This is a genomic window from Nonomuraea sp. NPDC050153 (genome assembly GCF_044460125.1).
Taxonomy (GTDB): domain Bacteria; phylum Actinomycetota; class Actinomycetes; order Streptosporangiales; family Streptosporangiaceae; genus Nonomuraea.
This window is the reverse complement of sequence record NZ_JBITJQ010000010.1, coordinates 285,730-307,533: the sequence shown is the minus strand read 5'-3', so window position 1 is coordinate 307,533 and position 21,804 is coordinate 285,730. Positions and strand designations below refer to the sequence as shown.

At 68.6% G+C, this 21,804-nt stretch carries 20 protein-coding genes, 1 tRNA gene and 2 pseudogenes; 13 read left to right on the top strand and 10 right to left on the bottom strand.

Annotated elements, in window-relative coordinates; genetic code table 11:
- Window positions 1-21: 21 nt before the first annotated feature.
- Complete coding sequence (locus ACIBQ1_RS26110; protein ID WP_397281430.1) at window positions 22-1,269, bottom strand: hypothetical protein; 1,248 nt, start codon at window positions 1,267-1,269, stop codon at window positions 22-24.
- A 25-nt stretch (window positions 1,270-1,294) separates the two neighbouring features.
- Between ACIBQ1_RS26110 and ACIBQ1_RS26105 the strand changes: the two genes are divergently transcribed.
- From ACIBQ1_RS26105 to ACIBQ1_RS26090, 4 genes are all read left to right on the top strand, one after another.
- On the top strand, window positions 1,295-1,420 hold the full coding sequence (locus tag ACIBQ1_RS26105; RefSeq protein ID WP_397281428.1) for a hypothetical protein: 126 nt from the start codon (window positions 1,295-1,297) through the stop codon (window positions 1,418-1,420).
- Window positions 1,421-1,484: 64 nt separating this feature from the next.
- Window positions 1,485-2,204, top strand: a complete 720-nt coding sequence (locus ACIBQ1_RS26100; RefSeq protein ID WP_397281426.1) for a hypothetical protein — start codon at window positions 1,485-1,487, stop codon at window positions 2,202-2,204.
- Between the two features lie 102 nt (window positions 2,205-2,306).
- Entirely contained in the window at window positions 2,307-3,125 is an 819-nt protein-coding gene (locus ACIBQ1_RS26095) for an SDR family oxidoreductase (protein ID WP_397281424.1), read from the top strand.
- 12 nt (window positions 3,126-3,137) lie between these two features.
- Complete coding sequence (locus ACIBQ1_RS26090) at window positions 3,138-3,815, top strand: carboxymuconolactone decarboxylase family protein (protein WP_397281423.1); 678 nt, start codon at window positions 3,138-3,140, stop codon at window positions 3,813-3,815.
- A 21-nt stretch (window positions 3,816-3,836) separates the two neighbouring features.
- Here the strand turns inward: ACIBQ1_RS26090 and ACIBQ1_RS26085 are convergent, their stop codons facing one another.
- The gene (locus ACIBQ1_RS26085; protein WP_397281421.1) at window positions 3,837-6,563 is read right to left on the bottom strand and encodes a LuxR C-terminal-related transcriptional regulator; all 2,727 of its coding nucleotides are present in this window, start codon (window positions 6,561-6,563) and stop codon (window positions 3,837-3,839) included.
- Between the two features lie 379 nt (window positions 6,564-6,942).
- Entirely contained in the window at window positions 6,943-7,830 is an 888-nt protein-coding gene (locus ACIBQ1_RS26080) for an alpha/beta hydrolase (RefSeq protein WP_397281420.1), read from the bottom strand.
- A gap of 78 nt (window positions 7,831-7,908) precedes the next feature.
- On the opposite strand from ACIBQ1_RS26080, the gene ACIBQ1_RS26075 reads away from it, so the two are divergent.
- The 4 genes from ACIBQ1_RS26075 (at window position 7,909) to ACIBQ1_RS26060 (ending at window position 12,150) form a co-directional block, all read left to right on the top strand.
- A complete protein-coding gene (locus ACIBQ1_RS26075) occupies window positions 7,909-8,610 on the top strand; it encodes a TetR family transcriptional regulator (RefSeq protein ID WP_397281419.1) in 702 nt (233 codons plus the stop codon).
- 504 nt (window positions 8,611-9,114) lie between these two features.
- The gene (locus tag ACIBQ1_RS26070; protein WP_397281417.1) at window positions 9,115-9,363 is read left to right on the top strand and encodes an HAD-IA family hydrolase; all 249 of its coding nucleotides are present in this window, start codon (window positions 9,115-9,117) and stop codon (window positions 9,361-9,363) included.
- 102 nt (window positions 9,364-9,465) lie between these two features.
- Window positions 9,466-10,461: an alpha/beta fold hydrolase gene (locus ACIBQ1_RS26065; protein ID WP_397281416.1), complete on the top strand. Its 996-nt coding sequence runs from the start codon at window positions 9,466-9,468 to the stop codon at window positions 10,459-10,461.
- Window positions 10,462-10,785: 324 nt separating this feature from the next.
- Complete coding sequence (locus tag ACIBQ1_RS26060) at window positions 10,786-12,150, top strand: IS1634 family transposase (protein ID WP_397281414.1); 1,365 nt, start codon at window positions 10,786-10,788, stop codon at window positions 12,148-12,150.
- 5 nt (window positions 12,151-12,155) lie between these two features.
- Here ACIBQ1_RS26060 and ACIBQ1_RS26055 read toward each other — a convergent pair whose 3' ends face one another.
- A complete protein-coding gene (locus ACIBQ1_RS26055) occupies window positions 12,156-15,635 on the bottom strand; it encodes a helix-turn-helix domain-containing protein (protein ID WP_397281412.1) in 3,480 nt (1,159 codons plus the stop codon).
- A 111-nt stretch (window positions 15,636-15,746) separates the two neighbouring features.
- Between ACIBQ1_RS26055 and ACIBQ1_RS26050 the strand changes: the two genes are divergently transcribed.
- A complete protein-coding gene (locus ACIBQ1_RS26050) occupies window positions 15,747-16,013 on the top strand; it encodes a hypothetical protein (RefSeq protein WP_397281411.1) in 267 nt (88 codons plus the stop codon).
- Between the two features lie 36 nt (window positions 16,014-16,049).
- Here ACIBQ1_RS26050 and ACIBQ1_RS26045 read toward each other — a convergent pair whose 3' ends face one another.
- The gene (locus tag ACIBQ1_RS26045) at window positions 16,050-16,304 is read right to left on the bottom strand and encodes a hypothetical protein (RefSeq protein WP_397281409.1); all 255 of its coding nucleotides are present in this window, start codon (window positions 16,302-16,304) and stop codon (window positions 16,050-16,052) included.
- Window positions 16,305-16,329: 25 nt separating this feature from the next.
- Here ACIBQ1_RS26045 and ACIBQ1_RS26040 point away from each other — a divergent pair, with 25 nt between their 5' ends.
- Window positions 16,330-16,620 carry a transposase gene (locus ACIBQ1_RS26040; protein ID WP_397281407.1) on the top strand — a complete coding sequence of 97 codons (291 nt, stop codon included), beginning with the start codon at window positions 16,330-16,332 and terminating at the stop codon, window positions 16,618-16,620.
- Window positions 16,621-16,742: 122 nt separating this feature from the next.
- Here ACIBQ1_RS26040 and ACIBQ1_RS26035 read toward each other — a convergent pair whose 3' ends face one another.
- From ACIBQ1_RS26035 to ACIBQ1_RS26025, 3 genes and pseudogenes are all read right to left on the bottom strand, one after another.
- Window positions 16,743-16,958 (bottom strand): hypothetical protein, encoded by a 216-nt coding sequence (locus ACIBQ1_RS26035; protein WP_397281406.1) that lies wholly within the window; start codon window positions 16,956-16,958, stop codon window positions 16,743-16,745.
- A gap of 520 nt (window positions 16,959-17,478) precedes the next feature.
- A pseudogene (locus ACIBQ1_RS26030) lies at window positions 17,479-17,574 on the bottom strand (IS5/IS1182 family transposase); the annotation flags it as partial.
- Between the two features lie 57 nt (window positions 17,575-17,631).
- Window positions 17,632-18,228 carry a TetR/AcrR family transcriptional regulator gene (locus ACIBQ1_RS26025; protein WP_397281518.1) on the bottom strand — a complete coding sequence of 199 codons (597 nt, stop codon included), beginning with the start codon at window positions 18,226-18,228 and terminating at the stop codon, window positions 17,632-17,634.
- A 73-nt stretch (window positions 18,229-18,301) separates the two neighbouring features.
- Here ACIBQ1_RS26025 and ACIBQ1_RS26020 point away from each other — a divergent pair, with 73 nt between their 5' ends.
- Complete coding sequence (locus ACIBQ1_RS26020; RefSeq protein WP_397281405.1) at window positions 18,302-19,255, top strand: zinc-binding dehydrogenase; 954 nt, start codon at window positions 18,302-18,304, stop codon at window positions 19,253-19,255.
- Between the two features lie 163 nt (window positions 19,256-19,418).
- Window positions 19,419-20,218: pseudogene (locus ACIBQ1_RS26015) on the top strand (IS5 family transposase); the annotation flags it as partial.
- On the opposite strand, the gene ACIBQ1_RS26010 reads toward ACIBQ1_RS26015, so the two are convergent.
- A complete protein-coding gene (locus ACIBQ1_RS26010) occupies window positions 20,174-20,443 on the bottom strand; it encodes a hypothetical protein (protein ID WP_397281404.1) in 270 nt (89 codons plus the stop codon). The pseudogene ACIBQ1_RS26015 and the gene ACIBQ1_RS26010 sit on opposite strands and share 45 nt — an antisense overlap.
- A gap of 157 nt (window positions 20,444-20,600) precedes the next feature.
- Window positions 20,601-20,686, bottom strand: a tRNA-Leu gene (locus tag ACIBQ1_RS26005).
- Window positions 20,687-21,037: 351 nt separating this feature from the next.
- Here ACIBQ1_RS26005 and ACIBQ1_RS26000 point away from each other — a divergent pair.
- Entirely contained in the window at window positions 21,038-21,655 is a 618-nt protein-coding gene (locus ACIBQ1_RS26000) for a hypothetical protein (RefSeq protein ID WP_397281516.1), read from the top strand.
- The last annotated feature ends 149 nt before the right edge of the window (window positions 21,656-21,804 follow it).

The following is a 21,804-nucleotide window of genomic DNA, read 5'->3' as shown; positions in this document are numbered from 1 at the left end:
CCGCGCGGTACCGCCAACTGATCACGGAAGCAGGCGGTGGGCGAGTCGTTCGGCGTTGAGCGCGCGCATGGCATCGTCGACGGCTTGCCGGTCGGTGAGGTCGATGCCGCGGTCGGTGAGGGCGGCGGCGATCTGTTTGGCGGGGCCCCAGGAGGTGTGATCATCGAACGCCTGGCGGAACTCGTGCAGGTGGACGTCTACGGCGTCGACGACTGGGGTGATCCATCGGGGATCGACGCCGCGCTGGTCGAGGACGTAGGTCAACCACTGGCGCAGGACGTCGGGGAGGGCCGTTCGCTGGGCGGCATCGAGGATGGCCTTGCGGGGCAGCCAGTCGGTGAGCAGCAGCATGACCTCGGCCGGGCTCCAGGCCAGCGGGCCGGAGATGATGTGGCCTTCGCCGTAGTCCAGGAACAGCTCGGCCAGTGACCTGCTCACCTCGTCGTCCAGGTCGTTGGCGGTGGTGAACTGCTGGATCAGGCGGTGGCGTTCGGCCTCGGGCAGCTGTTCTCGTTCGGGCCAGGCGGAAAGGTGGTCGCGGCAGCGGGACCAGGCCAGCGCCCGGTTGTCGACGAAGTTCTCGTCGTCGTTGCGTGGCCAGGTGATGTCGGTGGTGCGCAGCGCATCGGCCAGGTCGGCGAGCACGTCGGCCACCGGAGCCTGGCTGATCGGCATGGGGACCTCGTCGGATTCGAGTGGTTGGTCCCACTGCGCGGCGGCGCCGGGTTCCAGGATCGCGAGCTTGCCGATCATCAGCCCGCCGGGATGGAGGATCTGGGCCATCAGCGTGTGGGGGTGGGGTCCGTCGTAGTCGATGAGCAGCACCTGTTCGCTGTCCCACACATCTACCGCGCGCCACGCCGCCACCGCGGTCCACGCCGTGTCCGCGGACATGGCGGTGTGCCAGGGCGGCAGCGGCTGGGTCTCGGCCAGGATGTCGATCGTCTCGGCCAGCATGGTGACGTCGGTGACGGGTGCGACCCGCGCCAGCGCGGCGATCACGGCCAGGCCGTGCGGCGAGGGTGTGGTGGACGCCCTGCCGGTCACCTCCATGCACAACCGGTGCTCGGCCTCGCGTTCGCCCAGCTCGGCGGTCAACCATGCTCCGCCGAGCCAACCGCTGGCCCAGGTCTCGGCCATCAGCGGATCGGCCAGGCCGGTGAGCTGCCGGGCATCACGCAGCAGCAGGTCCGATCGGCGCGGCGCGAGGGGCGAACGACGGACCGGTCTGCTGCTGGTGGCCTTGCGGCGGCCGCGGCTCTTGGGCATGCTCCAGTTCACCACACCGGCGAACGTGTCGCATTCTGACCGGGGCGGCCAGATGGCCGCCCGTGGTCGTTTCGTCGCCACCCGGGAGCTGTCGATCGCGCTGTCCGGGGATCAAGGCCAGGAGCTGATCACCGTCACCATGCTGGTGTGACGGGAAGGAGCATCAGTCAGGTGACGGAGGCGGCGAACGAGGGTCCCGGGCTAGCGTCGGCGGCATGAAGCTGATCAATGACCACCTGGCCGTCAAGGCCCGCGTGCTGCCTCCTACCGGCGACGGCTTCCTCATGCTGGCCGGCGAGGTCGGCACCTGGCGCGGCGGCTACTTCGCCTCCCCTCCCATACAGCTTGCCGGCCACCTCAAGGCCCTGACCGCGGGCATCGAGGCGTGCGAGGCGAACGTGTTCCGCGCCGTCCTGCGCACACCCGGCGAGGGCGACGAGTTGCTGGCCGCCCGCGGGATCCGCCCGGCGCGCTATGACATCGTCGTGCTGTTCCGCATGGCGTCCGTGGAGGCCGCGCTGGCACTGCGGGAGAGCATCGCCTACAAGGAGATCGCCAAGGCCGTGGGCACCGGGGCCCGCCGTACCCACGAGATCGTCGCCGCCAGCGCCGGACGGCTGGGCGACGTCGATCACAGCCGGAACCACTGCTTCCTGTTCAACTACTTCTACGCCGACGACCGCGAGACCCTGCTGAAGGTGTGGGAGTACACCGCCGGGTGGTTCCAGGCCAAGACCGCGCTGCCCGACTCCGCGCTGATGCAGCCGGTGGAGGGCGAGCCCGCCGACTACGGGCTGGTCAACCACGCGAGCTGGCCGAGCTGGCGGACCTTCCTGCCCGGCCTGATCTTCCGGCCGACCTTCCGCGGCTTCGTGCTGGCCAACTTCAAGGCCAACGGCGTTGCCGCGCAGCCGATCATCTATCGCCGCGTTTGACCTTGCTCCTGCACCATCCCTCGTCGGGCCGGACGCTGGGCGTCTCTCGCGGCCGACGGGTGACCGAGCTGCGCGCCTCCCACTGACCTGGAAGGATTACTCATGTCCAAGACCGTCCTGGTGACCGGCGCCTCCACCGGAATCGGCCGCGCCACCGCCCTGCTACTGGCGCGCGAGGGCTTCACCGTCTACGCCGGCGTGCGCAAGGACTCCGACGGCGAAGCGCTCGGGCCCGCAGTCACCCCGATCAAGCTCGATGTCACCGACGCCGGCCGGATCGCCGACGCCGCCGAGCGCCTGGGTCACCTCGACGCCCTGGTCAACAACGCCGGCATCGGCGTCACCGGTCCCCTGGAATTCGTGCCCATGGACGCGCTGCGCCGACAGTACGAGGTCAACGTCTTCGGCCAGGTGGCCGTCACCCAGGCCATGCTGCCGATGCTGCGCGCGTCGAAAGGCCGCGTCATCACCGTCGGCTCGGTGGGCAGCTGGATCACCCTGCCCTTCGGCGGGCCGCTGTGCTCCTCCAAGCACGCCATCCGCTCGCTCAACGACGCGCTGCGCATGGAGCTCAAGCCGTACGGTGTCGCAGCGGTCCTCATCGAACCAGGCTCGATCCACACCGACGCGGTGGACAAGCTGGAAGACGAGGTCGAACCCCGCCTGGCCTCCCTCGGCCCGGAGGGCAGGAGGTTGTACGGCACCGCCTACCGCACCATGACCACCGCCGGCCTGAAGGAGGAGCGCTCCGGCTCCAGCCCCGACGTGGTCGCCCGCGCCGTCCTGCACGCCCTGACCGCCCGCAAGCCCCGCTCCCGCTACCCGGTCGGCAAGAAATCGCGGCTGATGAGCACGCTCGGCCGCATCGTCCCCCAGTACACCCTCGACCGCCTGCGCCTGCGCGCGCTCGGCCTGTCCTGAACGGAGCCCACCATGACGCAACTCGCCGGGGCCGACGCCCTCATCTCGCTCGATCCCGTCTTCGCCAGGCTCGCCGTCGGCGCCGGGCACAACCTGTGGAACCTGGCCCACCTGACGACGCGGGAGAAGGCCTTCGTCTGCCTGACCGCCGACCTGTGCCACCCGCACCTCGACCTACCCCTGGCCATGCACGTGCAGATGGCCCTGGCCAACGGTGTCGAACCCGAGTCGATCAGGGAGCTCTACCGCCACCTGGCGCCCTACGTCGGCTACCCCGTCCTGGTTACCGCCTTCCGACGCCTGGCCGAGCTCGGCCTGCCCGCGGCGCTGGACACCGACCCGGTCGAGCCGGTCCCGTTGCACGGTGCGTTGGCGCATGCCGTACGCGACCTGGAGGAGGTGGATCCGGGGCTGGCCGCCTTCACCGAGGACCAGCTGGCCCAGCGCTGGGCCAGGCCCGGCCTCACAGTTCGCGAGCGGGCCATCGCCTGCCTGGCCGTGGACGTCCTCTACCAGACCCTGGGCGAATCCCTGCGCCTGCACGCCGAGCTGGCCAGGGGGGCGGGGGTCACCGACGAGACCATGCGCGACCTGCTTCAAGGCATGGCCGAGTTCGGTCTCCCGCGTGCCTGGGCCGCCGCTCGCTCTCTAAGCCTCCTGCCGATCCGGCACGAGGAGGGCACCGGATGAACGGCGTCGCCGCGCAGCCGATCATCTATCGCCGAGTGTGAGCCGCGCCAGCTCGGCGCGCGAGGCGACGCCCAGCTTGGGGAAGGCCTTGTACAGGTGAGAGGCGACCGTGCGAGGGCTCAGGAACAACTGCGCGCCGATATCCCGGTTGGACGCGCCCGTGACCGCCAGACGTACCACCTGGAGCTCCTGCGGGGTCAGCACGGCCAGCGGATCCCCGGCACGGGAATGGTCCGGCAGGGAATGCCCGGTCGCGCGCAGCTCGGCGGCGGCGCGGGCGGACCAGGGGGCCGCGCCGAGCCGGTCGAAGGCCTCCATGGCGGCCTGGAGCTGGGTGCGCGCCTCGGCGCGCCGCCTGTGGCGGCGCAGCCACTCCCCATGGACCAGGCGGGTGCGCGCCTCGTCGAAGGGCTGACCGTCCTCGGCGTGCAGCGCCAGCGCCCGCTCATACAGTCCCCCGGCCGCGCTGTCCGGGGCCACCATCGCGCGGATCCGATGGAGGACGGCCAGCGGCGCGGCCCGGCCCGTGGACTCGGCCCACTCCGCGTACCGCCTCAGCCGGTTCCGCGCCCGCCGCGGATCCCCCACCCGCACGGCGGCCTCGACGAAGTTCGGCCAGGAGTACCGCCACAGGAAGGCGTGGCGCGTGGGACCGGCCATCGCCCGGTCCACCCGTTCGAGCACCGCTTCGTAGCGGCCCAGCCCGAGGTCGAGGATCACCCGCGCGTACTCGGCCCAGCAGACCCCCGGCATCCACCGGCGATGATCGGCGTCGCGGATCGCCAGCTCCGCCATCGCCTCGCATTCCTCCTCCACACCCGCGACCGCGGACAGCCAGGCGTGCACGCCCGCCAGGTAACCGCGCCACATCGGCTGGCCGACATCGGCTGCCAGGGCCAGGCCGGTGGTCGCCGTGGCCCGGGCGGACCGGTGCTGACCGTCGAGGAGCTGGGCGATGGTGAGGATTGTCATGGCCTGAGGCAGGCGTCCCAGACGTCCTTCCGCCCGGCATTCCTCGACGAGCGCGGTCGAGCTTCCGAGCATGCCGCCGGAGTCGGCGCGGACGATGGCCTGGAAAGCGATGAGAAAGCGCAGCTCGGGCGGTATGCGCTCGGCCTGGTCCGGCATGGGGTAGGCGAGCGTGGTCACGGCTTCACCTTCCAGGATCAGGCGGAAGGCGTGGTTGATCGTGCGCACGACGGCGGGCAGCCCTTCGCCGTCCGGGCACAGTTCCTCGCTCCGGCGGGCCAGCGCGAGCTGGTCCGGGTGGGTGGCGCTGGCCCAGGTGTAGTAGCCGGCCATGCTGAGCAGCGACAGCCTGACGGGCAGGTCGTCGGCCGCCTCGGCTCCCTCGTGCAGCAGCCGCACGGCCTCCAGGGGCCGACCGGCCTCGATCTTCAGTTTCGCGCGCACGCAGGCGAGCTCTGCCAGGACGGCGCCCTTCAGCGCCGTCGCCCCGGCCTGGTTTCGTGCCCGGTCCACGAGTTCACCCGCGCGCTGCCACAGGCCCGCCTCGGTCGCGGCCTCGGCTGCTGCCGTCCAGCGGCGTACGGCCTGGCCGGGATCGGCGGACAGCTCGGCCGCCCGCGCGTAGGCCGCCGACACCGCAGCCTGACCGCCGCGTTGCCGCGCGCGCAGCGCCAGGTTCTCCAGCTTCCCGGCCACCTCCTCGTCGGGCTGCAGGGTGACGGCCGCCAGGTGCCAGGCTCGCCGGTCGTCGTCGACCGTCTCGGCCAGCGCCCGGTGCGCGGCCATCCTGGCGGCGATGTCACAGGCCAGCAGTACGGCGGTGCGCACCAGCGGGTGGTGGAAGGCGACGCCCTCAGGGCCCACCCGGACCAGGCCCGCACGCTCGGCTTCGGCGAAGTCGTCCAGCGAGGCGCCGAGCAGGCCGACCGAGCGGGCCAGCACATCCAGCTCGTCGTGGTGATCGAGGGCCGCCACCAGCAGGCAGGAGCGGGTGGCCTCGGGCAGTGTCGCGATCCGGTCGCGAAAACCGATCAGCACCCTGTCCGTCACCGGCTGTGCCGTACCGAGGGAGAACGACAGCGGGACGAGGGCGCCCTTGCGCTGCTCCGGGGTGAGCATGCGGGGTAGCTCGATCAGCGCGAGCGGGTTGCCCTTGGCCTCGGCGACGAGCTGGTCGCGTACGGCAGGCGGCAGGTCCGCCGCCTGCTCGGCGAGAAGGCTCTGGGCGTCTTCGGTGTTCAGCTCGCCCAGTCGCAACTCGGGCAATCCCCTGGAGGAGAAGTCGCCCTCCCGCGCGGCGAACAGGACGGCGACGGGCTCGGCATGCAGGCGGCGCGCGGCGAACAGCAGCGCGTCGGCCGACTCGCCGTCCAGCCACTGCGCATCGTCGACCAGGCAGAGCACCGGGCCCGCCAGCGACAGCTCCACGAGGAGGTTGAGCGTCGCGAGCCCGACGAGGAAACGGTCTCCCCGCGTGGCGCCGCCGAGGCCGAGCGCACCTCGCAGCGCCTCCGCCTGCTGCTGCGGCAGCGCCTCGACATGATCGAGGACAGGGTGGAGCAGCAGGTGTAAGGCGGCGAACGGGAGATCGGCCTCGGACTCGACACCGGTCACCCGCAGCACTCGCGCATGCGCTCTCGCGACGGACTCCAGGAGTGCCGATTTGCCGATGCCCGCCTCGCCGCGGACGACCAGGGCGCCGGACCGGCTCACCAGCAGCTCATCGATGACGGACTGCTCCACCTGACGCCCGTGCAGCATGGCACTCCAAAACCTCATGTGATGTAGGAAACGCTACGGCCTGCGGAGGGGCCGAGGACGGCAAGAGGAATCGCTGAAACTACAAGCGATCGTTGTCACCAAGATCTACTCAGTCGAACGGGGCGAAGTATTTCGCGCTCGCTCATGTCGATCAGGTGAGTCATCCGAAGACCCTCTCCGGCGCACTCTGGTGCAGGCCATGACCCTGGACGCGTCGGTTGTGAGGAAGCTCCAGCCATGGTCGGTCGAAGCGATGGAGTCGAGCCGGACCGGAGTCCGTCGTGTATGCGGACGCCTGGAAATCCTGCTCAGCGGCCGACCGGATCCTGCCGGACGGTCACGGCACTCCAGGCAGGCGGTCACGAGAAACCTCGATTGTTCGCTCATGCGCCTTCCATCACACCGTTGCGGATGTCCGGCGGCAGAAGTCGATCTGGTCGGTGACCACACGTTCCCGGAGGCTGGGGTCGGTGTAGAACGTGAAGTGGGTGCCGGGGTAGGTACGAAGTTCGCCTCGCGGCGCACGGTCGGCCAGCACCCTGGTGGTCTCCAGCGGCGTCTCCCGGTCCTCGGCGGCGACGCAGACCAGCAGCGGGCAGACCAGGCGTGCCGCTGCCTCGTCGGGCCGGTAACGCATCATCCTCAGCAGGCCTCTGGGTGCGACGCTGTTGCGCCACAGCGTCTTTCCTCCACCGGTGAGGGTCTGGATGTGCTGCTCGGCCTCGGGGGTGGCGGTCACGGCGAGTTCTCCGGGCTGTCCCACCATGGGGATGTAGTAGGGCCGCAGGCCCAGCTTGCCCCGTAGCGCGTCCCAGACGATTGCGCCCAGCAGCCGTAACGTGTCACCGGCGGAGCGTCCCTCGACCTTCTTCGGGAATCCGTTGAACGGAATCTGCGCCACCACGCCGGCGATCCGGGGATCGCTCGCGGCCACGGTGATGGCGTGGGCGCCGCCCAGCGAGTTGCCCCACAGCAATATCCTGCTGGGGTCGATCCGCTCGTGCCCTCGAGCGAAGGCCGCGGCGGCGTGGACATCGACGAGCTGGCCGTCGATGTCGGGAAGTTGGCGCGGCTCGCCGCCGCTCTCGCCGAACCCTCGGTAGTCGAAGGCCAGTGCCGCGAAGCCCTCGGCGGCGAAATGCTCGGCGTAGTCGAAGAGCCGGTCCATCGTCCCGCTGAAGCCGTGGCAGAGCACCACGCACGGCACCTGCCCAGAGCCGGCAGGCAGGTAGAGATAGCCTGCGCACCGGACGCCGCCAGAGGTGAAGGACACCCTGGTTCGCATACAGATCATCCCCGCCGCAATAGACTGACTGCCGGTAAGTAGCCTAGCAAAAGAACTGACCGCTGGTAAGTGAGGCCCATGACATCCGAGCGGATTCTGGAGGCGGCGCGCGCCCTGTTCGCCGCCCGCGGCTACCGCGCCACCTCCATGCAGGCCATCGCCGACGAGGTGGGCATCACCAAGGCCGCCCTCTACTACCACTTCGACTCCAAGGAGGAGATCCTCCACCAGCTCACGGTGCCGCTGCTGGACGAACTGGAGGCGGTGCTGGCCCGGGCCGAGTCGCACGACAGCGCCGAGGAGGTGCGGTGGCGGGCGATCGAGGGCTACGTCGACGTCCACCTGCGCCACCGCCAGACCCTCACCATGCTGGTCAAGGACATGACGCTGCTGGTGCAGGCGCCCGTCGCCGACCGCTTCCGCGCCGCCATCGCCCTGGCCAACGAGTTGGTGGCCGGTCCAGGCGGGGGGCTCGAGCAGCGGGTGCGAGCCTCCCAGGTGGTCGCCGGGCTGGCCGATCCGGTGGTGCTGTTCCGCGACGAACCGGCCGAACCGCTGCGAAGCCTGATCCTGGACGGCGCCAGGGCGCTGCTGGGTGAGCCGGCCGCGCCGCGGACGCGCGGGCGCGCTCGGGGACGGAGCGGCGGACGACGCGCCATCCTCACCGAGGAGCAGGTCGCGCAGGCGCGTTCCCTGTATGCCGACGGCCGCAGCGCCGAGGAGATAGCCGCCCGGCTCGAAGTCTCCAGAGCGACCATCTATCGCCATCTCAAAAACTAAACATTGTGAGATTTGATTTTGAGACGAGATCTGGTTGGTACCTCCTGGCGCATCAAGATGATCCTGCGGGGGCTCGAGAACTCGAATCACCTGCAGAGCAGAGGCCTTCGTCCGGGAGCGGCACATCGATCACGAGGCAGTGCTCAAGGTCTCAGGTGCGTGGAGCAGCGTGCTCGGGGCGAGCAGTTTGATCCGACTGAGATCACCGTCAATCGCGGCCATGGCGGGACAACCACCTGCTGTTCGGGTCTCTCCGTTACGCACATCAGCGTCTGCCGGCCTGCCGCAACGAGCGACCGGTGCTCGCCCTGGACACCGAACACCTTTCAGGACCGTCCCCACGGCCTCGAGGCGATCAGCGAGGAGGAGTGAGCGGAGTCGGTCGTCGTGGCCCTGGGCGGAGACGAACTCGCAAGGCGCGCGGTCGCCGAGTTCATCGCCGCACCGTTCACGGTGGATGACGAGGTCAGGGCGCTGCTGGCGAAGGCACAAGAGTGAGTGCCGGTGGTGCTGGTGACCAACGCCACGGACACCTTGGACGAGCACCTGGACCGAGTCGGACTCTCCCACTCCGCCGACGCCGTGGTCAGCAGCGCCCAGGTCGGGATGGCCAAGCCTGACCAGCGCAGCTACGAGATCGCCGCAGACGCCGGCGCCGCGCCAGAGCGGTGCCTGTTCATGGACGACCGGCTGGAGAACGTGGGGGCGGCCAGATCGCTCGGAATGACCGGTGTCCACTGCCGAACGATGTGAGCGCACCGTGTGAGCCGGATCACTCGCCGGGTCTGTCACGATGCCCTGCGCCGGCCCGTCCAGACGCATGACCGCTTTCCCCGGACAAGCCGAAGGATCACCATGGTTCGCTCTGGCAACCCTCCTGAGACCGCCGTCGCCCAGCCGGTGCGCAAGCGGCGGCGCCGGCTTCGCTGGTTCGCGGCTGCGACAGCGCTGTTGGTGGCCGCGATGTTGTTCGGCGCGTACGGCTGGCAGCCGGCCGAGGACGGCCGCGCCTTCCGCTCGCCGTACCTGGCCCAGGTCGGCTCACGTTACGCAGACACCCCGATCGCCCGCTTCCACTACGTCCAGGCCGGATCCGGCACCCCAGTCATCCTGCTCTCACCCGGCGGCACCTCGGTCATCGGCTGGAAGGAACAGCTCAACGTGCTGGCCCGCGACCACACCGTCTACGTCGTCGACCTCCCCGGCCAGGGCTACACCCAGCTGAAGGACCACGGCTTCGCCTTCGACCTGGACGCCATGACCACCTCCGTCGGCGCGTTCATGGACGCCCTCGGCGTACGGCAGGCCGCCCTGGCGGGCAACTCCTGGAGCGGCGGCTGGGCCCTGGCCTTCACCCAGCGCCATCCCGACCGCGTCACCAAGCTCGCCCTGCTGGACGCCACCGGGCTGGACCTGTCGGGCGCCTGGATGTGGGAATCCCTGAAAATCCCCGTCATCGGCGAACTGGCCGTCAAGCTGTCCACCGGCAAATCCACCGTCCGCGGCCTGGCCGAGGGCATGATGGTCAACAAGCAGCGCGTCACCGACCAATTGCTGGACGAGTGGTGGGCGCCGATGACCTTCCACAACAACATCCGCGCCACGTACCTGCTGGAACGCCGTCTGGACTGGGCGCAGACCGAACGCGCCCTGCCCACCACCAAGACCCCGACCCTGGTGTTGTGGGGCACGCAGGACACCATCCAGCCCGTCGAACGTGCTCACCGTTTCGCCGAGCTGCTCCCGAACGAGCAGCTCGAGATCTTGGACGGCTGCGGCCACGCCCCCCAGCTGGACTGCCCCGAACCGGTCAACCGCCACCTCCAGACCTTCTTCGCCGACCCACGGTGACCAGTTGTCCGCGCGTTCCGTCCCCTGGGTTCCGCAGTTCGTAGTCACACGTGGCGAATGGACAGCGAGAATCTGCAGGTAGATGGTCTGTAGTGGGCTTCGAGATGCCGCGAAGGGCCGAGAGTGTAATAACACGACTTTGAAATTTCTGGTACTCCAGCTCAGGCTTCGTGATTGTTTGTAGTCATGGACCTGCGGTTCACGCAGCGAGCCAACGCCGACGGCGGCGTCATCCGATACGTCGCGCTGGCGCACAACCGGCGCGTGGACGGCAAGATCAAGCCAGACGTGCTGATGAACCTGGGCCGGGTGGACCGCCTGGACATGGGCGGCCTGCTCGGGCTGGCGGCCTCCAACCGTAAGCACTTCGGCGGCGGCCTGGACGACTCCGGCCAGGCCGATGACGCCGTCGAGGTCGGCCGGCATGCCGGCAGCGCGCCGATCGAGGTGGTTGATTCCTGTTTCCTCGGCGCCGTCTGGCTGCTGGAGGGCTTGTGGCGGCAGCCGGCCGTCGCCTCGGCGATCAAGAAGGAAGCCGACGGCCGGCGCTTCACCACCAACATGGAACGCGTGCTGTTCGCACTGGTCGCCAACCGCGTGATCGCGCCGATGAGCAAGCTGTCGGCCGCCGAATGGGCCGGCCAGGACGTGATCATCCCCAACCTGGTCGTGATGGACGATGATCAGGCCTATCGGGCGATGGACCTGCTGGTGGAGGCCGACACCCAGGGCGAGGTTCAGGAGGCGGTGTTCTTCGCCGTCGCCCACCTGCTCAACCTCGAAGTCGACCTGCTGTTCTTCGATACCACCTCCACCTACTTCGAACGCGATGAGGAAGAGGTTGGTGAGCAGGCGTTTCGCACCTACGGCAAGGCCAAGGATCATCGTGACGACCTGCCGCAGATCGTCATCGGGCTGGCGATCACCCGCGAGGGCATCCCGGTCCGCGTGGGGTGCTGGCTCGGCCACACCAACGACCAGAGCGTGCCGGCCGAGGTCAAGGACGACATGTGCGCCTGGGCACTGGGCCGCGTGATCACCGTGGTCGACCGCGGCTTCTCCAGCGCCGACAACCTGGCCTACGTGCGCCGCGCGGGCGGCCACTACATCGCCGGCATGCGCATGCGCGACGGCGGCGCCCTGGTCGAGCAGGCACTGTCGCGTCAGGGCCGCTACCAACAGGTTCGCGACAACCTGCGGGTCAAGGAGGTCCGCCTCGACGGCGCCGGCGACGTCAGGTTCATCATGTGCCACAACTCCGATCAAGAACAGCGCGACCAGCAGCACCGCGAGCAGGCGATCACGCGGATCGAGGCCGAGTTGGAGCTGATCAAGGCCCAGCGCGCGTGGAAGGCGGGGCGCGAGCTGAGCGCCAAGGCCCGTGAGAAGGCCGAGGCTGTCCACGTCCGCGCCGAGTGCGCGCTGCGGGACCATCCCACGCTCAAGCGGTGGATCCGCCAGCAGAGGAACGGACGGCTGGTGATCGACCGGGCCAAGGTCAAGGCGGAAGAACGGCTGGACGGCAAGTACCTGCTGGCCACCAGCGATCCCGGCCCTACACGCGTTCCTCCAGGTCAACCCTCAATTTCGAGCTCACGTGTGACTACTGACTGCGGAACCCGGGAGCCCGTCGCCGGGCATCCTGTATCGCGCCTGGCACGCGTGATTAGCGCTCGTGCTCGGCGATGAGCACCTCAGGCCTGGCGCCATCCGAGGAGCCAGAGCCGCCTGAGCGGATGGACGGCTTTCCGACGACCGAGATCATCGGCGATCTTGACGGCTCGTTGGCGCGTCCACCGGTCGCACGTGGTGTCGGCGGCCAACGCGGCGCACAGTTCGACGGCGCGGGCATCGCCCTGGTCGGCCAGGGCTTTAGCCGCATTGACACGGTCCCAGTCCCTGAGTGTGGTGTCGGCGGCCAGCGCGGCACACACGTTGGTACCGCGCGGGTCGCCTGTCTCGGCCAGTTCTTTGGCTGCCGTCACCCGGTTCCTGGCGTCCACGGCGGTTTCGGACGCCAGCATGGCGAGCAGTTCGGCGGCGCGTGGGTCTTGTAGTGCGATCAGGGCCTTGGCCGCCGTCACCCGATGGCCGCCGTTCGTCATGGTGTCGGTGGCCAGCATCGCGCACAGGTCTCCGGCGCGGGCATCTCCGAGTTCGGCCAGGGCCGTTGCCGCGCCTGCACGAGATTCTCCGTGCAGCTCGGGGTTCGTGATCATCTTGGCGAGCAGTTCGGCGCCGCGAGGATCCCCCAACTGGGCCAAGGCCTGTGCGGCGAGCGGGTGGTAGCCGCCGCCGAGCGTGGCATCGGTGGCGAGACCGGCGTAGAGGTCGGCGGCCCGCGGATCGGCAAGGCGCGCCACCACGTGGGCCGCTTCCAGCCGGTGGTGACTGTCCGGGGTGGGTGCGCAGGCCCGAGCGATGTACACGTCGCCGGCCCGTGGGTCGCCCAGGTCGACCAGCGCTTGGGCAATCTCCCCCAGGTATGAGTGGTCGGCGGCCAGGTCGGATGCGAGATTGGCGTAGGCGTCGGCGGCGCGTGGGTCACCGAGACCGGCCAGCGCCTCGGCCGCTCGGAGCCGCCGCGAGGTGTACACATCGGGGTCGGCGGCCACCGCGGCGTAGGTGGCAGCCGCGTCCGGATCTCCCGCGTCGGCCAGGGTCTTGGCCGCGGTGAGCCGTTCCTCACCCAGCCGAGGATCGGCGGCCAGCGTCCGGTAGATTTCGGCCGCGCGCGGGTCCCCCGCATTGGCCAGGGCATCGGCCGCTCGCAGGCGGGAAGAGGAGGGCAGGGACGAGTCTGCCGCCAAGGTGAGGAAGACGTCGATGGCGCGCGGGTCCTTCACCCGCATGATCAGGTCGGTCGCTTGGTCCAGGTACCGATATGTGCGCGTGACGGTGCGGTAGGCGTGCCGAGTCATTGTGTGCACGCGACGGCGGTGGCGATGGGTCTTGGTGAGTTTCGGTTCGCGGGCCATCTGGGCGTAGATGTCGATGCTGCGCTGATCTCCCAATCTCACCAGCGTCGCCAGAGCGTCCATGCGGTCATGTACCCGGACATTGGAATCGGCGGCCAGGGTGGCGCACAGCTCCGCCGCGCGCGGATCGCCCAGTTCGGCCAGCACGGCTGCCGCAGTGGAGCGCTCTCCGGTCGCGGTGGGCTCTGTGGTCCGAACCAGAGTGGCGCACAGGTCGGCGCCGCGGTGATCTCCGAGCCTTGCCAGCACGTGGGCGGCAGGCACGCGATCACGCAGGAGCGTCGGGTGGAAGGCCCACTGGGCGCACAGGTCGATGGCGGCCTGGACGACGGGGGCGGGAAGGGTGGTGCCCAGTTCGGCTTGACCGGCGATGAACTGACAGCCGCTTATGCCCGCCCGGGCAGAAGCCAGGCGAGACATGCGGGGAAGGGCGGTCGCTGGGCTCTGCTGCTGGGCGAGGTCGAGCAGGAAGCCCGCGAAGGAGGACTCCTCGCTGGGCGGCGGTTGCCAATAGCGCCACAACCACACACGCGGCCGCACACCTGGTGCCTCGTACCGGCCGTGCCAAGGGTAACGGGCGGGCCGGTGGAAGAGTGTCCGCAAGGCGTGAGCCGTGGCCTTGCGGTCGCGGGTGGCATGCCGGGCGGCCAGGTATTCAAGGACGGTTTGGTGCAGGAAGGTCAGCTCGCCGGCACGCAAGATCAGCAGGCCGCTGCGGCGCAGGCACATCATCACGAAGGCTCGCCAGTGATGGGCGGCAACGGGGACAGGGCGTTGGACGTCGGGATGGGCTTCGATGATGTCGATCGCCTGGCGTGTGTCGCCGTTGTGGCGCTCAGCCGCCAGGTGCGCGATCAGGTCATCGAGGCGAGCCAGGACGAGTTCGGCGCGGGCGTGTACGGCCGGGGAGTTGTAGCGTTCCAGTCCCGTGAGCCGGTGGGCGCCGATCTGCTGGGGGCGGACCGGGTACTGGCGCTCGCGCAGCAAGGAGATGAACTCGCCGAAGATGTCCCCGCGGCTGGCTGGGAGCGGCTGCTCAGGCCGGGCGGCGTGCAACTGACACAGCATCGACATCATCAGCGGGATGCGCGCCAGTTCGCTCAGTCGTGTGCTGCGCAGGTCGTGTACGAAGCGCTGCGCGGCGGGCTCCGGCTCGGGCAGGCCCAGGGCGCGGAACCAGCCGCACGCCACTGTCTCCACCTCCGCGGCCTCGAAGGGCTGCAGGTCATAGTGTGGTACGCGCGAACCCAGCAGGTGCAGTTCGCTCTGCGGAAGGGGCCGGCTGGCCACGACGAACCGATACAGGTCGGCGTGCGGACCGTCCGCGATCGCGGCCAGCATGCGTAGGACACGACGGCGGGCCTCGACGTCGAGGATCTCGTCTAGACCGTCCACCAGCACCAGCCAGCGCGTCCCCACATGCGGCGCGGTGGCGAACACCTCTGCCGGCAGCTGGGACAGCCCGTAGGCGGCCAGCTCTGCCTTGACAGCGTCGGCCAGCGCTTCGGGCAGCGAGCGGTCGGGCAGAGCTGCGGCGGGCACCAGTACCGGGACATTCTCCCCGCCTCTGCCGTCGATCCACTGCTCGACGCCGTGCGCCAGCCGCATGTGCAGCAGACTCGACTTGCCGCCTCCGGGCCCGGCTGTGATGACACACGTGTGTTCACCGGCCAACGCCTCCTCGGCAGGCACTGGGCCGACAGCGACGGTCGGCGGCGCCTCGTCACCTTCGCGCGGGCTCTGCTGCGCTGACAGGCCCTGGACGCGCTGACGGACGTAGACGGTGGCCAGAGGTGGCAGGTCATCATTCTCGCCGTCGACGTCGGCGGAGGTGGTCAGCACTGCCTGGTACGGATGCTCGCGTGCGGCGCGTAACGCGGCGTGCAGGTAGTCGTCCAGACGTCGTACCCGCGCGTCGGCCGTGTCCCGCAGCCGGTGCAGCTCCTGGAGAGCGTCTCCCGTCAGCCGCAGAGCGACAGCCAGCAGGTCGAGAGTGGCGACGGTGGGCACCGACTTGCCGTTCAGGATGGTGCTGACGGCCCCTGTGGAGATGCCCGCCTTCTTGGCCAGATCGGCCTGACGCATCCCATTGCCGGTCATGGCCGCCCGCAACCGCGCGATCAGCTCGGCGTGGGCACCTGCCGGACCCGCTTTCTTTGCGACGCCCACCGGCCCCTCCCCGACCTCGCGATTCATCCTGGTTCAGATCGCCCCTTTGAACGCTTTCCGAGACTACATCTGGAGCCGGGCGACCGGCCGGTCCGTGCCTGAACCGACACTGACAGCGACAGCAAGGGAGCACCCGTCATGCTCGACCCCGCCCACCTTCCCGTGATCGTCCTCATTGCGACTCCGGTCGTAGCAGGCCTGCTGGCCCGGCTGTTGCGCAGACCTCACGGCGTCCTGGCAAGCCTCACCCGCGACCTGCTCGATCTGATCAGCCTGCGCATGGTGCTGCGCGACACCGAGCCTGGCCAGCGGGCCACTCTCCTCAACGCCCATCGCGCCTGGCGGGCCACGCCTGCCGCAATGCCTCAGCGGACACCGTCCGCCAGGCGTAGATCACCCCGCTGAGGGCGTCGCAGCTGACGCCGCCGGCCTGATACCACGTCAGCAGGAAAGCGTGCTCTCTGGGTGACCATCCCTTTGCTTGTTCTGCCGCTCAGCAACCGTGTTGAAGAGCCGCATCCTCTTGGTCTGGCGCTTGTTGTCGGCGCCCTCCACGACTTTCAGCGCCCGATCATCTTCGGTATCGGCGATCCAGTGACCGCCTTCGGCGAGTGCCATGAAGATCTTTTCAACCGAGGCAACGGGGAACGGCTCTTGGAGTGTTCTGATGATGTTGCTGGTCAGGCTTCCGATCATGTAGGTCGAGGGTCAGGCTGGCAGCATGATGGGGCATCGTCCCGAGCGGCCGGTGGGGCCGGATGTGTGGGACACCTGCCGGGAGTTGATCCCTGCGGGCAGTGTGTACACGTTTTTGGCCGAGCATCGTGATGAGCTGTTTCCCGAGGAGATGTTCGCCGACCTGTATGCCGCGACCGATGGCCGACCGAGTGTGCCGCCGCAGGTGCTGGCATGTGTGACGGTCCTGCAGGTGCTGCTGCACAGCTCCGATCCCGAAGCCGCGCTGGCGCTGCGCTGTGATCTGCGGTGGAAGGCCGCCTGCGGGCTGGGCTGACAGCCACCTTGACCGACCTCCACGAGCGTCAGGAGCGCCTCAACCAACAGCTGGCACCGATCCATGCGCAGGCCCAGGCCCTGGGGGAGGCTGTGCGCCAGACCGCAGCGCAGGCCCCGCACTCAGACACCTGGCCACAGGTACGTCGACGCCACGCCGAGTTGCTGCGCACCTTCGACGTCAGCCTCCGCACGGCACGAGAACGCGATGTCGCACGTGCCCGGGTACATGTTCATGAGCAACGCCGAGCCCAAGCCGCCGCCCAGCACGAGCTCATTGCCATCCAACGCGAGATTGTGCGCATTGGCCTGGCTCCTGACCAGCGCGACCTCGAACAACTCGGCACATCACGGCGCGCCGACGCCCGGCAAGAGACAGGTCCGCACGCCCACGGTGGCGGCATCGAGCAGCGTGGCCCTTCACAGGCATACCAACCACCGCGCCGTCCCAATGGCAACGATCCCCGTCGTGGACAAGGACTAAGCCGATAACCAGCAAGATCGGACGGACACTCTCGCCCAGCGGACCGTTGCGCTCTGGCGGAGAGTCCAGGAGGTCATACGGTGATGCCCCTGATCGTAGTGAGATTTCGACGCCACCTTGTTTCTCCTCGCAGGCCGAGCGGCCGTCGCTCGCCGCGGGTCCAGGTAGTCGTTCCTCGCTGGGCTCGGTCCGCTCCACCTGGACCCACGGCTTCACGGCGGCCGCTCGGCAACTGACGAGGAAAGACCACGGAAGGGCTCTGAGGGGGTGCGTGGCATTGTCCAAGTGCGGCTTCAGAAGCGTGTTGGCGCCGTGCAAACTTAGATCGACCGGCAAATGGATCACTTCAGGCGTCAGATGGTGAAGCGGTGGTCCCTAGCGATGGCGGGTCGTCGAGCGTCGGATGAGCATGCGGAGCGTGACGAAAGCGGCGGCGAGGTATAGGTAGAGGCCCACGGCGCTGCTGCTCTTCGCCCTGTGGGTGAGCACGTCCGGGCCCTGTTCGAGGCCGGGTGGCACAGAACGAGCTCATGCCTCCAGGCTGAGGGCGGAGTTCATGGTTGAGCAGGCCCGGCGCAAGAGCGCGGGCAGTTCGCCCGGTGTGCAGTCGGGCAGCCATTCGTCCAGAGCGCAGCGCCAGGTGGCCACGAAGAATTCGATGAGGAGCCGCAGTTCGAGACGGTTTTGTTCGTCAAGTCGGCGCGCGATCTCGGCTTGGACTTCGGCGCAGTGCCGCAGCGTGTACCCGTCGAGTGCGGGTGAGCCGGCGATCAGCCGGAGCGTGAGCGGGAAGCGCCGGTACCAGTCCTCGTCCATGCGCTCCAGAGTGGTCAGCATGGCAGCGAGGAAGACATCGGCCAGCGGCCCGGACTTCTCGATGCCGTCCAAGACTTCCAGGTAGATGTCCCAGAGCTGCTTGACGGCGGTGAGTGCCACGTCCTCCTTGGAGTGGAAGTTGCGGAAGAAGGTCCGCCGGGACACCTCCACCTGCTCCAGCAGCGCGTCCAGCGGAGTGTTGTCGAATCCGCGTTCGCCGAAGAGCGTGACGGCGGTGTCGATCAGTGCCTGGCGAGTACGCAGCTTTTTGCGTTCGCGCAGGGTGGCGGGCTGTTCAACGGTCGTCATCACGATCACTGTACCAAGTGCGCCGAGATCACGCTTATGCTTCTGTGGAGCAAATGCCACACTGTGGCATTTTATGAAAGGGGATCTTTCTGTGCGTGCACTCGTCGTGGATCACACCTCACCTGGTCACTTGTCACTGACGGACGTCCCTGCCCCGCGACCCGCCGCCCACGAGGCGCTCGTGCGGGTCGAGGCGGTCTCGCTGAACTTCGGTGAGGTCTATGAGGCCATCCGTCCGGAGCTGCCGGACGGCACCGTGCTCGGATGGGACGCGGCTGGCGTGGTCGTCCAGGCGGCCGCGGACGGTTCAGGTCCGGCCGAGGGAGAGAGGGTTGTCACCCTCGGGGGGGAGGCCGGCTGGGCCGAGTTGCGGGCCGTACCCGCCGCCCTGCTCGGCACCGCGCCAAGGGACGCCGATCCCGGCGCGTTGAGCACCGTTCCCGTGGCTGGGCTGAGCGCCCTGCACGTGCTACGTCAGATGGGATCGCTGCTCGGTCGCCGCGTGATGGTCACCGGTGCTTCCGGCGGTGTCGGCCGCTACGCCGTCCAGTTGGCCGCCCGCGCAGGCGCGCACGTCGTTGCCATCAGCCGGAGCACCGCTCAGGCGGAGGGGCTGCGATCCCTGGGCGCCCACGAGGTCCACCCGGAGCCGGCCGCCGTGCAGCAGCCCGTGTCGGCCGTCCTTGACAACGTCGGCGGACAGCACCTCGTCGACGCCTTCGCCTCCCTGTCGGCCGGCGGCAGTCTCATCAGCGTAGGCCGCTCCTCCGAGGCCGACGCGGTGCTGTCACCGGATGCCCTGCTGGGCACCGAAGGACGGCACGACCGGTCGATCCGCACCTTCTTCCTCTTCGGCGACCCCACCACCGACTTCTCTGCGGATCTGACCTGGCTGGCCGGAGAGATCGCCGCAGGCAGCCTCGATCCGGGCATCAGCTGGCGCGGCCCCTGGACTCGCCACTCCGAGGCAGTCAAGGTTCTGCTCGACCGTCGCCTCCACGGCAAAGCCGTCCTCGATCTCAAGTAGCCGGCTGGTGTGATGCCGTCACAACCTCCGTTCGTGGCGTACGACGCTGACGGAGGTTAAAGACGGGCTGCGACCGACGGGCGAATGGTGGTGCCGGGTACGGGACAGGCGCAGGCTTGAATGATCATGGAGTTCTCTACGCTCAGTGATCACTGGAGGGCCCGTGCCTGCTGTGCCATCTTGCCTGCTCGACCCCCTGTGGGACCAGTTCGCCGCCCTGCTACCCGCGCGCGATGACTATGCGCCGACCCACCCGCTGGGCTGCCACCGTCTCCGGGTCCCGGACCGAATCGTCTTCGAGCGCATCGTGCAGGCACTGGTCCACGGCACTGGATACGAGCGGATCGCCAGTCCGGGCTGCTCGGACCGAACCATTCGGCGCCGCGTCAAGATCTGGTCGCAGATGGGCATATCAGAGCAGGTCCACGCCATGGCGTTGCAAGCGTACGATCGGATGATCGGCCTCCATCTGGCCGAGATCTCCGTGGACGGATGCATCACGAAAGCTCCCTCGGGCGGTGAGAAGGCCGGACGCTCCCCAGTCGACCGAGGCAAGCAGGGACTGAAGCGATCGGTGGCCTCCGACGCGGCCGGGGCCCTTTGGGAATTGTCTCCGCAGGCGCCAACCGGCACGACTCGCCACTGCTCGGCCCCACCCTCGAAGCAACGAAAGCACAGGTAGGAGCACTCCCCGAGCAGGTGAACGTCCATCTCGACCGGGGCTACGACAGTGCCAGAACCCACGCCTTGCTCGACGAGTTCGGCTTCACCGGCGAGATAGCCCGCAAGGGCGTGCCCGCACCGATCCAGGCTGGCAAGCGGTGGGTGGTTGAGCGGTGCCACTCATGGATGAACGGTTACGGCAAGCAGCGGCGCTGCACCGAAAAGAGCAGCAGCGTCGTGGACTTCTACCTTTACCTAGCCGCCACTTTCGTCACGCTCCGCATGCTCATCCGACGCTCGCCGCCCGAGGCCCAAGCACTCGCCATGGCACGCCGCCAGCTCGCCGAGTGCGACCGCAAGCTCGCCCAGCATCGAGCTGCCCTTGAGGCGGGCGCAGACCCGGCGCTCGTCGCCGGATGCCAGGAAGAGCTTGTCCGCAAGAGCGCGGCCGAGCAATGTCTCAGCCGCGCGCACGTACTGCCTCAGAGGCGGCTGGGGCGGGATGAGCTGGCGGAGATCACGCACAGGCTTGGAGACATGGTGCGAGTTCTCTCGAATGCTGACCCGATCCGGAAGGCCAAGATCTACGCGAACATGGGACTGCGGCTGATCTACCACTCGTCAAAACAAAAAGTCCTGGTCACGTGTACACGTGACCAGGACCCCATAGGCGATCGGTTTGTGTCCGAGGGGGGACTTGAACCCCCATGCCCATCACTGGGCACTAGCACCTCAAGCTAGCGCGTCTGCCTATTCCGCCACCCGGACTTGGTGCCTGCACGCGGGACCGTCATCTCGCGTCGGCTCAGTAAGGTTAGCAAACTCTGAGGGGTGCGTCATACCAAGAATCCACTCGCCTCTTCGGGGTGTCTCCCGGAGGCGGGAGATGGGGCGGGTGAGGGCTCCTGATGGGGCTTTGGTGGCGTACGTAAGAGGGTGTTGGGGCAGTTGGTGGCGCTTTGGGCCATGGGGAGTTGGTGAATTTCTGGGTCTCCGATGAAAAGGCCTTGCGGCAACCTTGAGTGCTGCTACGGTTACGGACCGTTGAGGGGTGAGTCCATGGACCGGCCTCACGACAAATGAGGCCGGTTCTGGAGTGCGGGAGGTCACGTGGCGCGCATGGTGGTGCAGCGGAGGGCTGTTGCCCTCGGTGCGCATCGCCTGCCCGTGACCGTCCCGGCGCAGGACGAGACCACCGATCGGGTCGACCGGATGGCGCGGTTCGCGGCCGGTGCCCGTCGGCTCGTCGTGCGGGCAGTCACGATTGGCGCCCTGGTGGCCGCCGGGTGGCTGTTTGCGCTCGTCTTCGGCATGATCACCGCCGCCCCGGCGGCCGCCGAAGTGGCGACTCCGACGGCGGACGCGCAAGTGAAGTCCACGGCCGCGCAGCCCGTGGACGGCGATGTGTCCGCTCAGGTGTCTCGATCCCTCATCAGCCCGGATGGCGCCACGGCGTCCGACAACGACAACGCCGAGGCCATGGCCGGGCGTACGGTTGACGGGCTCAACAGCCAGCAGGATCCTGGCCTGCCAACACCGTCCACCGCCGGAAAGATCCTGGACACCAATGGCTTGGTGCCCAACGGCGGTGGCAGCGGCTCGTTCGGGGCCGCTGCGGGTGACGTCGCGAGGTCAGTGTTCGACCCGCGGCTGCAGGTGCTCCGCGCCCTCGTGGCGCGGGTGCCTGCCCCCGTCGTCCGCACAGCGGCGGACGACCCCTCTTTCTCGCCTGACTGACCCCGCCTGCAGCTGCCGGTCCTTTCGCTGACCGGCCCCTTTCCGAAACAACGCGGCTGAGTGCGGTCTGAACGCCTCTCCGCCGGCGGGTGCACAGCGTGCGCAAGGCGCACACACACGTCAGTTCAGCTGTTCGCGAATCCGAGGTC

Excerpts from the sequence above, each read along its gene's own strand:
- ACIBQ1_RS26110 (WP_397281430.1), bottom strand. The coding sequence starts at position 1,269 with ATGCCCAAGAGCCGCGGCCGCCGCAAGGCCACCAGCAGCAGACCGGTC.
- ACIBQ1_RS26100 (WP_397281426.1), top strand. The coding sequence starts at position 1,485 with ATGAAGCTGATCAATGACCACCTGGCCGTCAAGGCCCGCGTGCTGCCT.
- ACIBQ1_RS26095 (WP_397281424.1), top strand. The coding sequence starts at position 2,307 with ATGTCCAAGACCGTCCTGGTGACCGGCGCCTCCACCGGAATCGGCCGC.
- ACIBQ1_RS26090 (WP_397281423.1), top strand. The coding sequence starts at position 3,138 with ATGACGCAACTCGCCGGGGCCGACGCCCTCATCTCGCTCGATCCCGTC.
- ACIBQ1_RS26085 (WP_397281421.1), bottom strand. The coding sequence starts at position 6,563 with ATGAGGTTTTGGAGTGCCATGCTGCACGGGCGTCAGGTGGAGCAGTCC.
- ACIBQ1_RS26080 (WP_397281420.1), bottom strand. The coding sequence starts at position 7,830 with ATGCGAACCAGGGTGTCCTTCACCTCTGGCGGCGTCCGGTGCGCAGGC.
- ACIBQ1_RS26075 (WP_397281419.1), top strand. The coding sequence starts at position 7,909 with ATGACATCCGAGCGGATTCTGGAGGCGGCGCGCGCCCTGTTCGCCGCC.
- ACIBQ1_RS26065 (WP_397281416.1), top strand. The coding sequence starts at position 9,466 with ATGGTTCGCTCTGGCAACCCTCCTGAGACCGCCGTCGCCCAGCCGGTG.
- ACIBQ1_RS26060 (WP_397281414.1), top strand. The coding sequence starts at position 10,786 with ATGGGCGGCCTGCTCGGGCTGGCGGCCTCCAACCGTAAGCACTTCGGC.
- ACIBQ1_RS26055 (WP_397281412.1), bottom strand. The coding sequence starts at position 15,635 with ATGAATCGCGAGGTCGGGGAGGGGCCGGTGGGCGTCGCAAAGAAAGCG.
- ACIBQ1_RS26050 (WP_397281411.1), top strand. The coding sequence starts at position 15,747 with ATGCTCGACCCCGCCCACCTTCCCGTGATCGTCCTCATTGCGACTCCG.
- ACIBQ1_RS26045 (WP_397281409.1), bottom strand. The coding sequence starts at position 16,304 with ATGATCGGAAGCCTGACCAGCAACATCATCAGAACACTCCAAGAGCCG.
- ACIBQ1_RS26040 (WP_397281407.1), top strand. The coding sequence starts at position 16,330 with ATGATGGGGCATCGTCCCGAGCGGCCGGTGGGGCCGGATGTGTGGGAC.
- ACIBQ1_RS26025 (WP_397281518.1), bottom strand. The coding sequence starts at position 18,228 with ATGACGACCGTTGAACAGCCCGCCACCCTGCGCGAACGCAAAAAGCTG.
- ACIBQ1_RS26020 (WP_397281405.1), top strand. The coding sequence starts at position 18,302 with ATGAAAGGGGATCTTTCTGTGCGTGCACTCGTCGTGGATCACACCTCA.
- ACIBQ1_RS26000 (WP_397281516.1), top strand. The coding sequence starts at position 21,038 with ATGGTGGTGCAGCGGAGGGCTGTTGCCCTCGGTGCGCATCGCCTGCCC.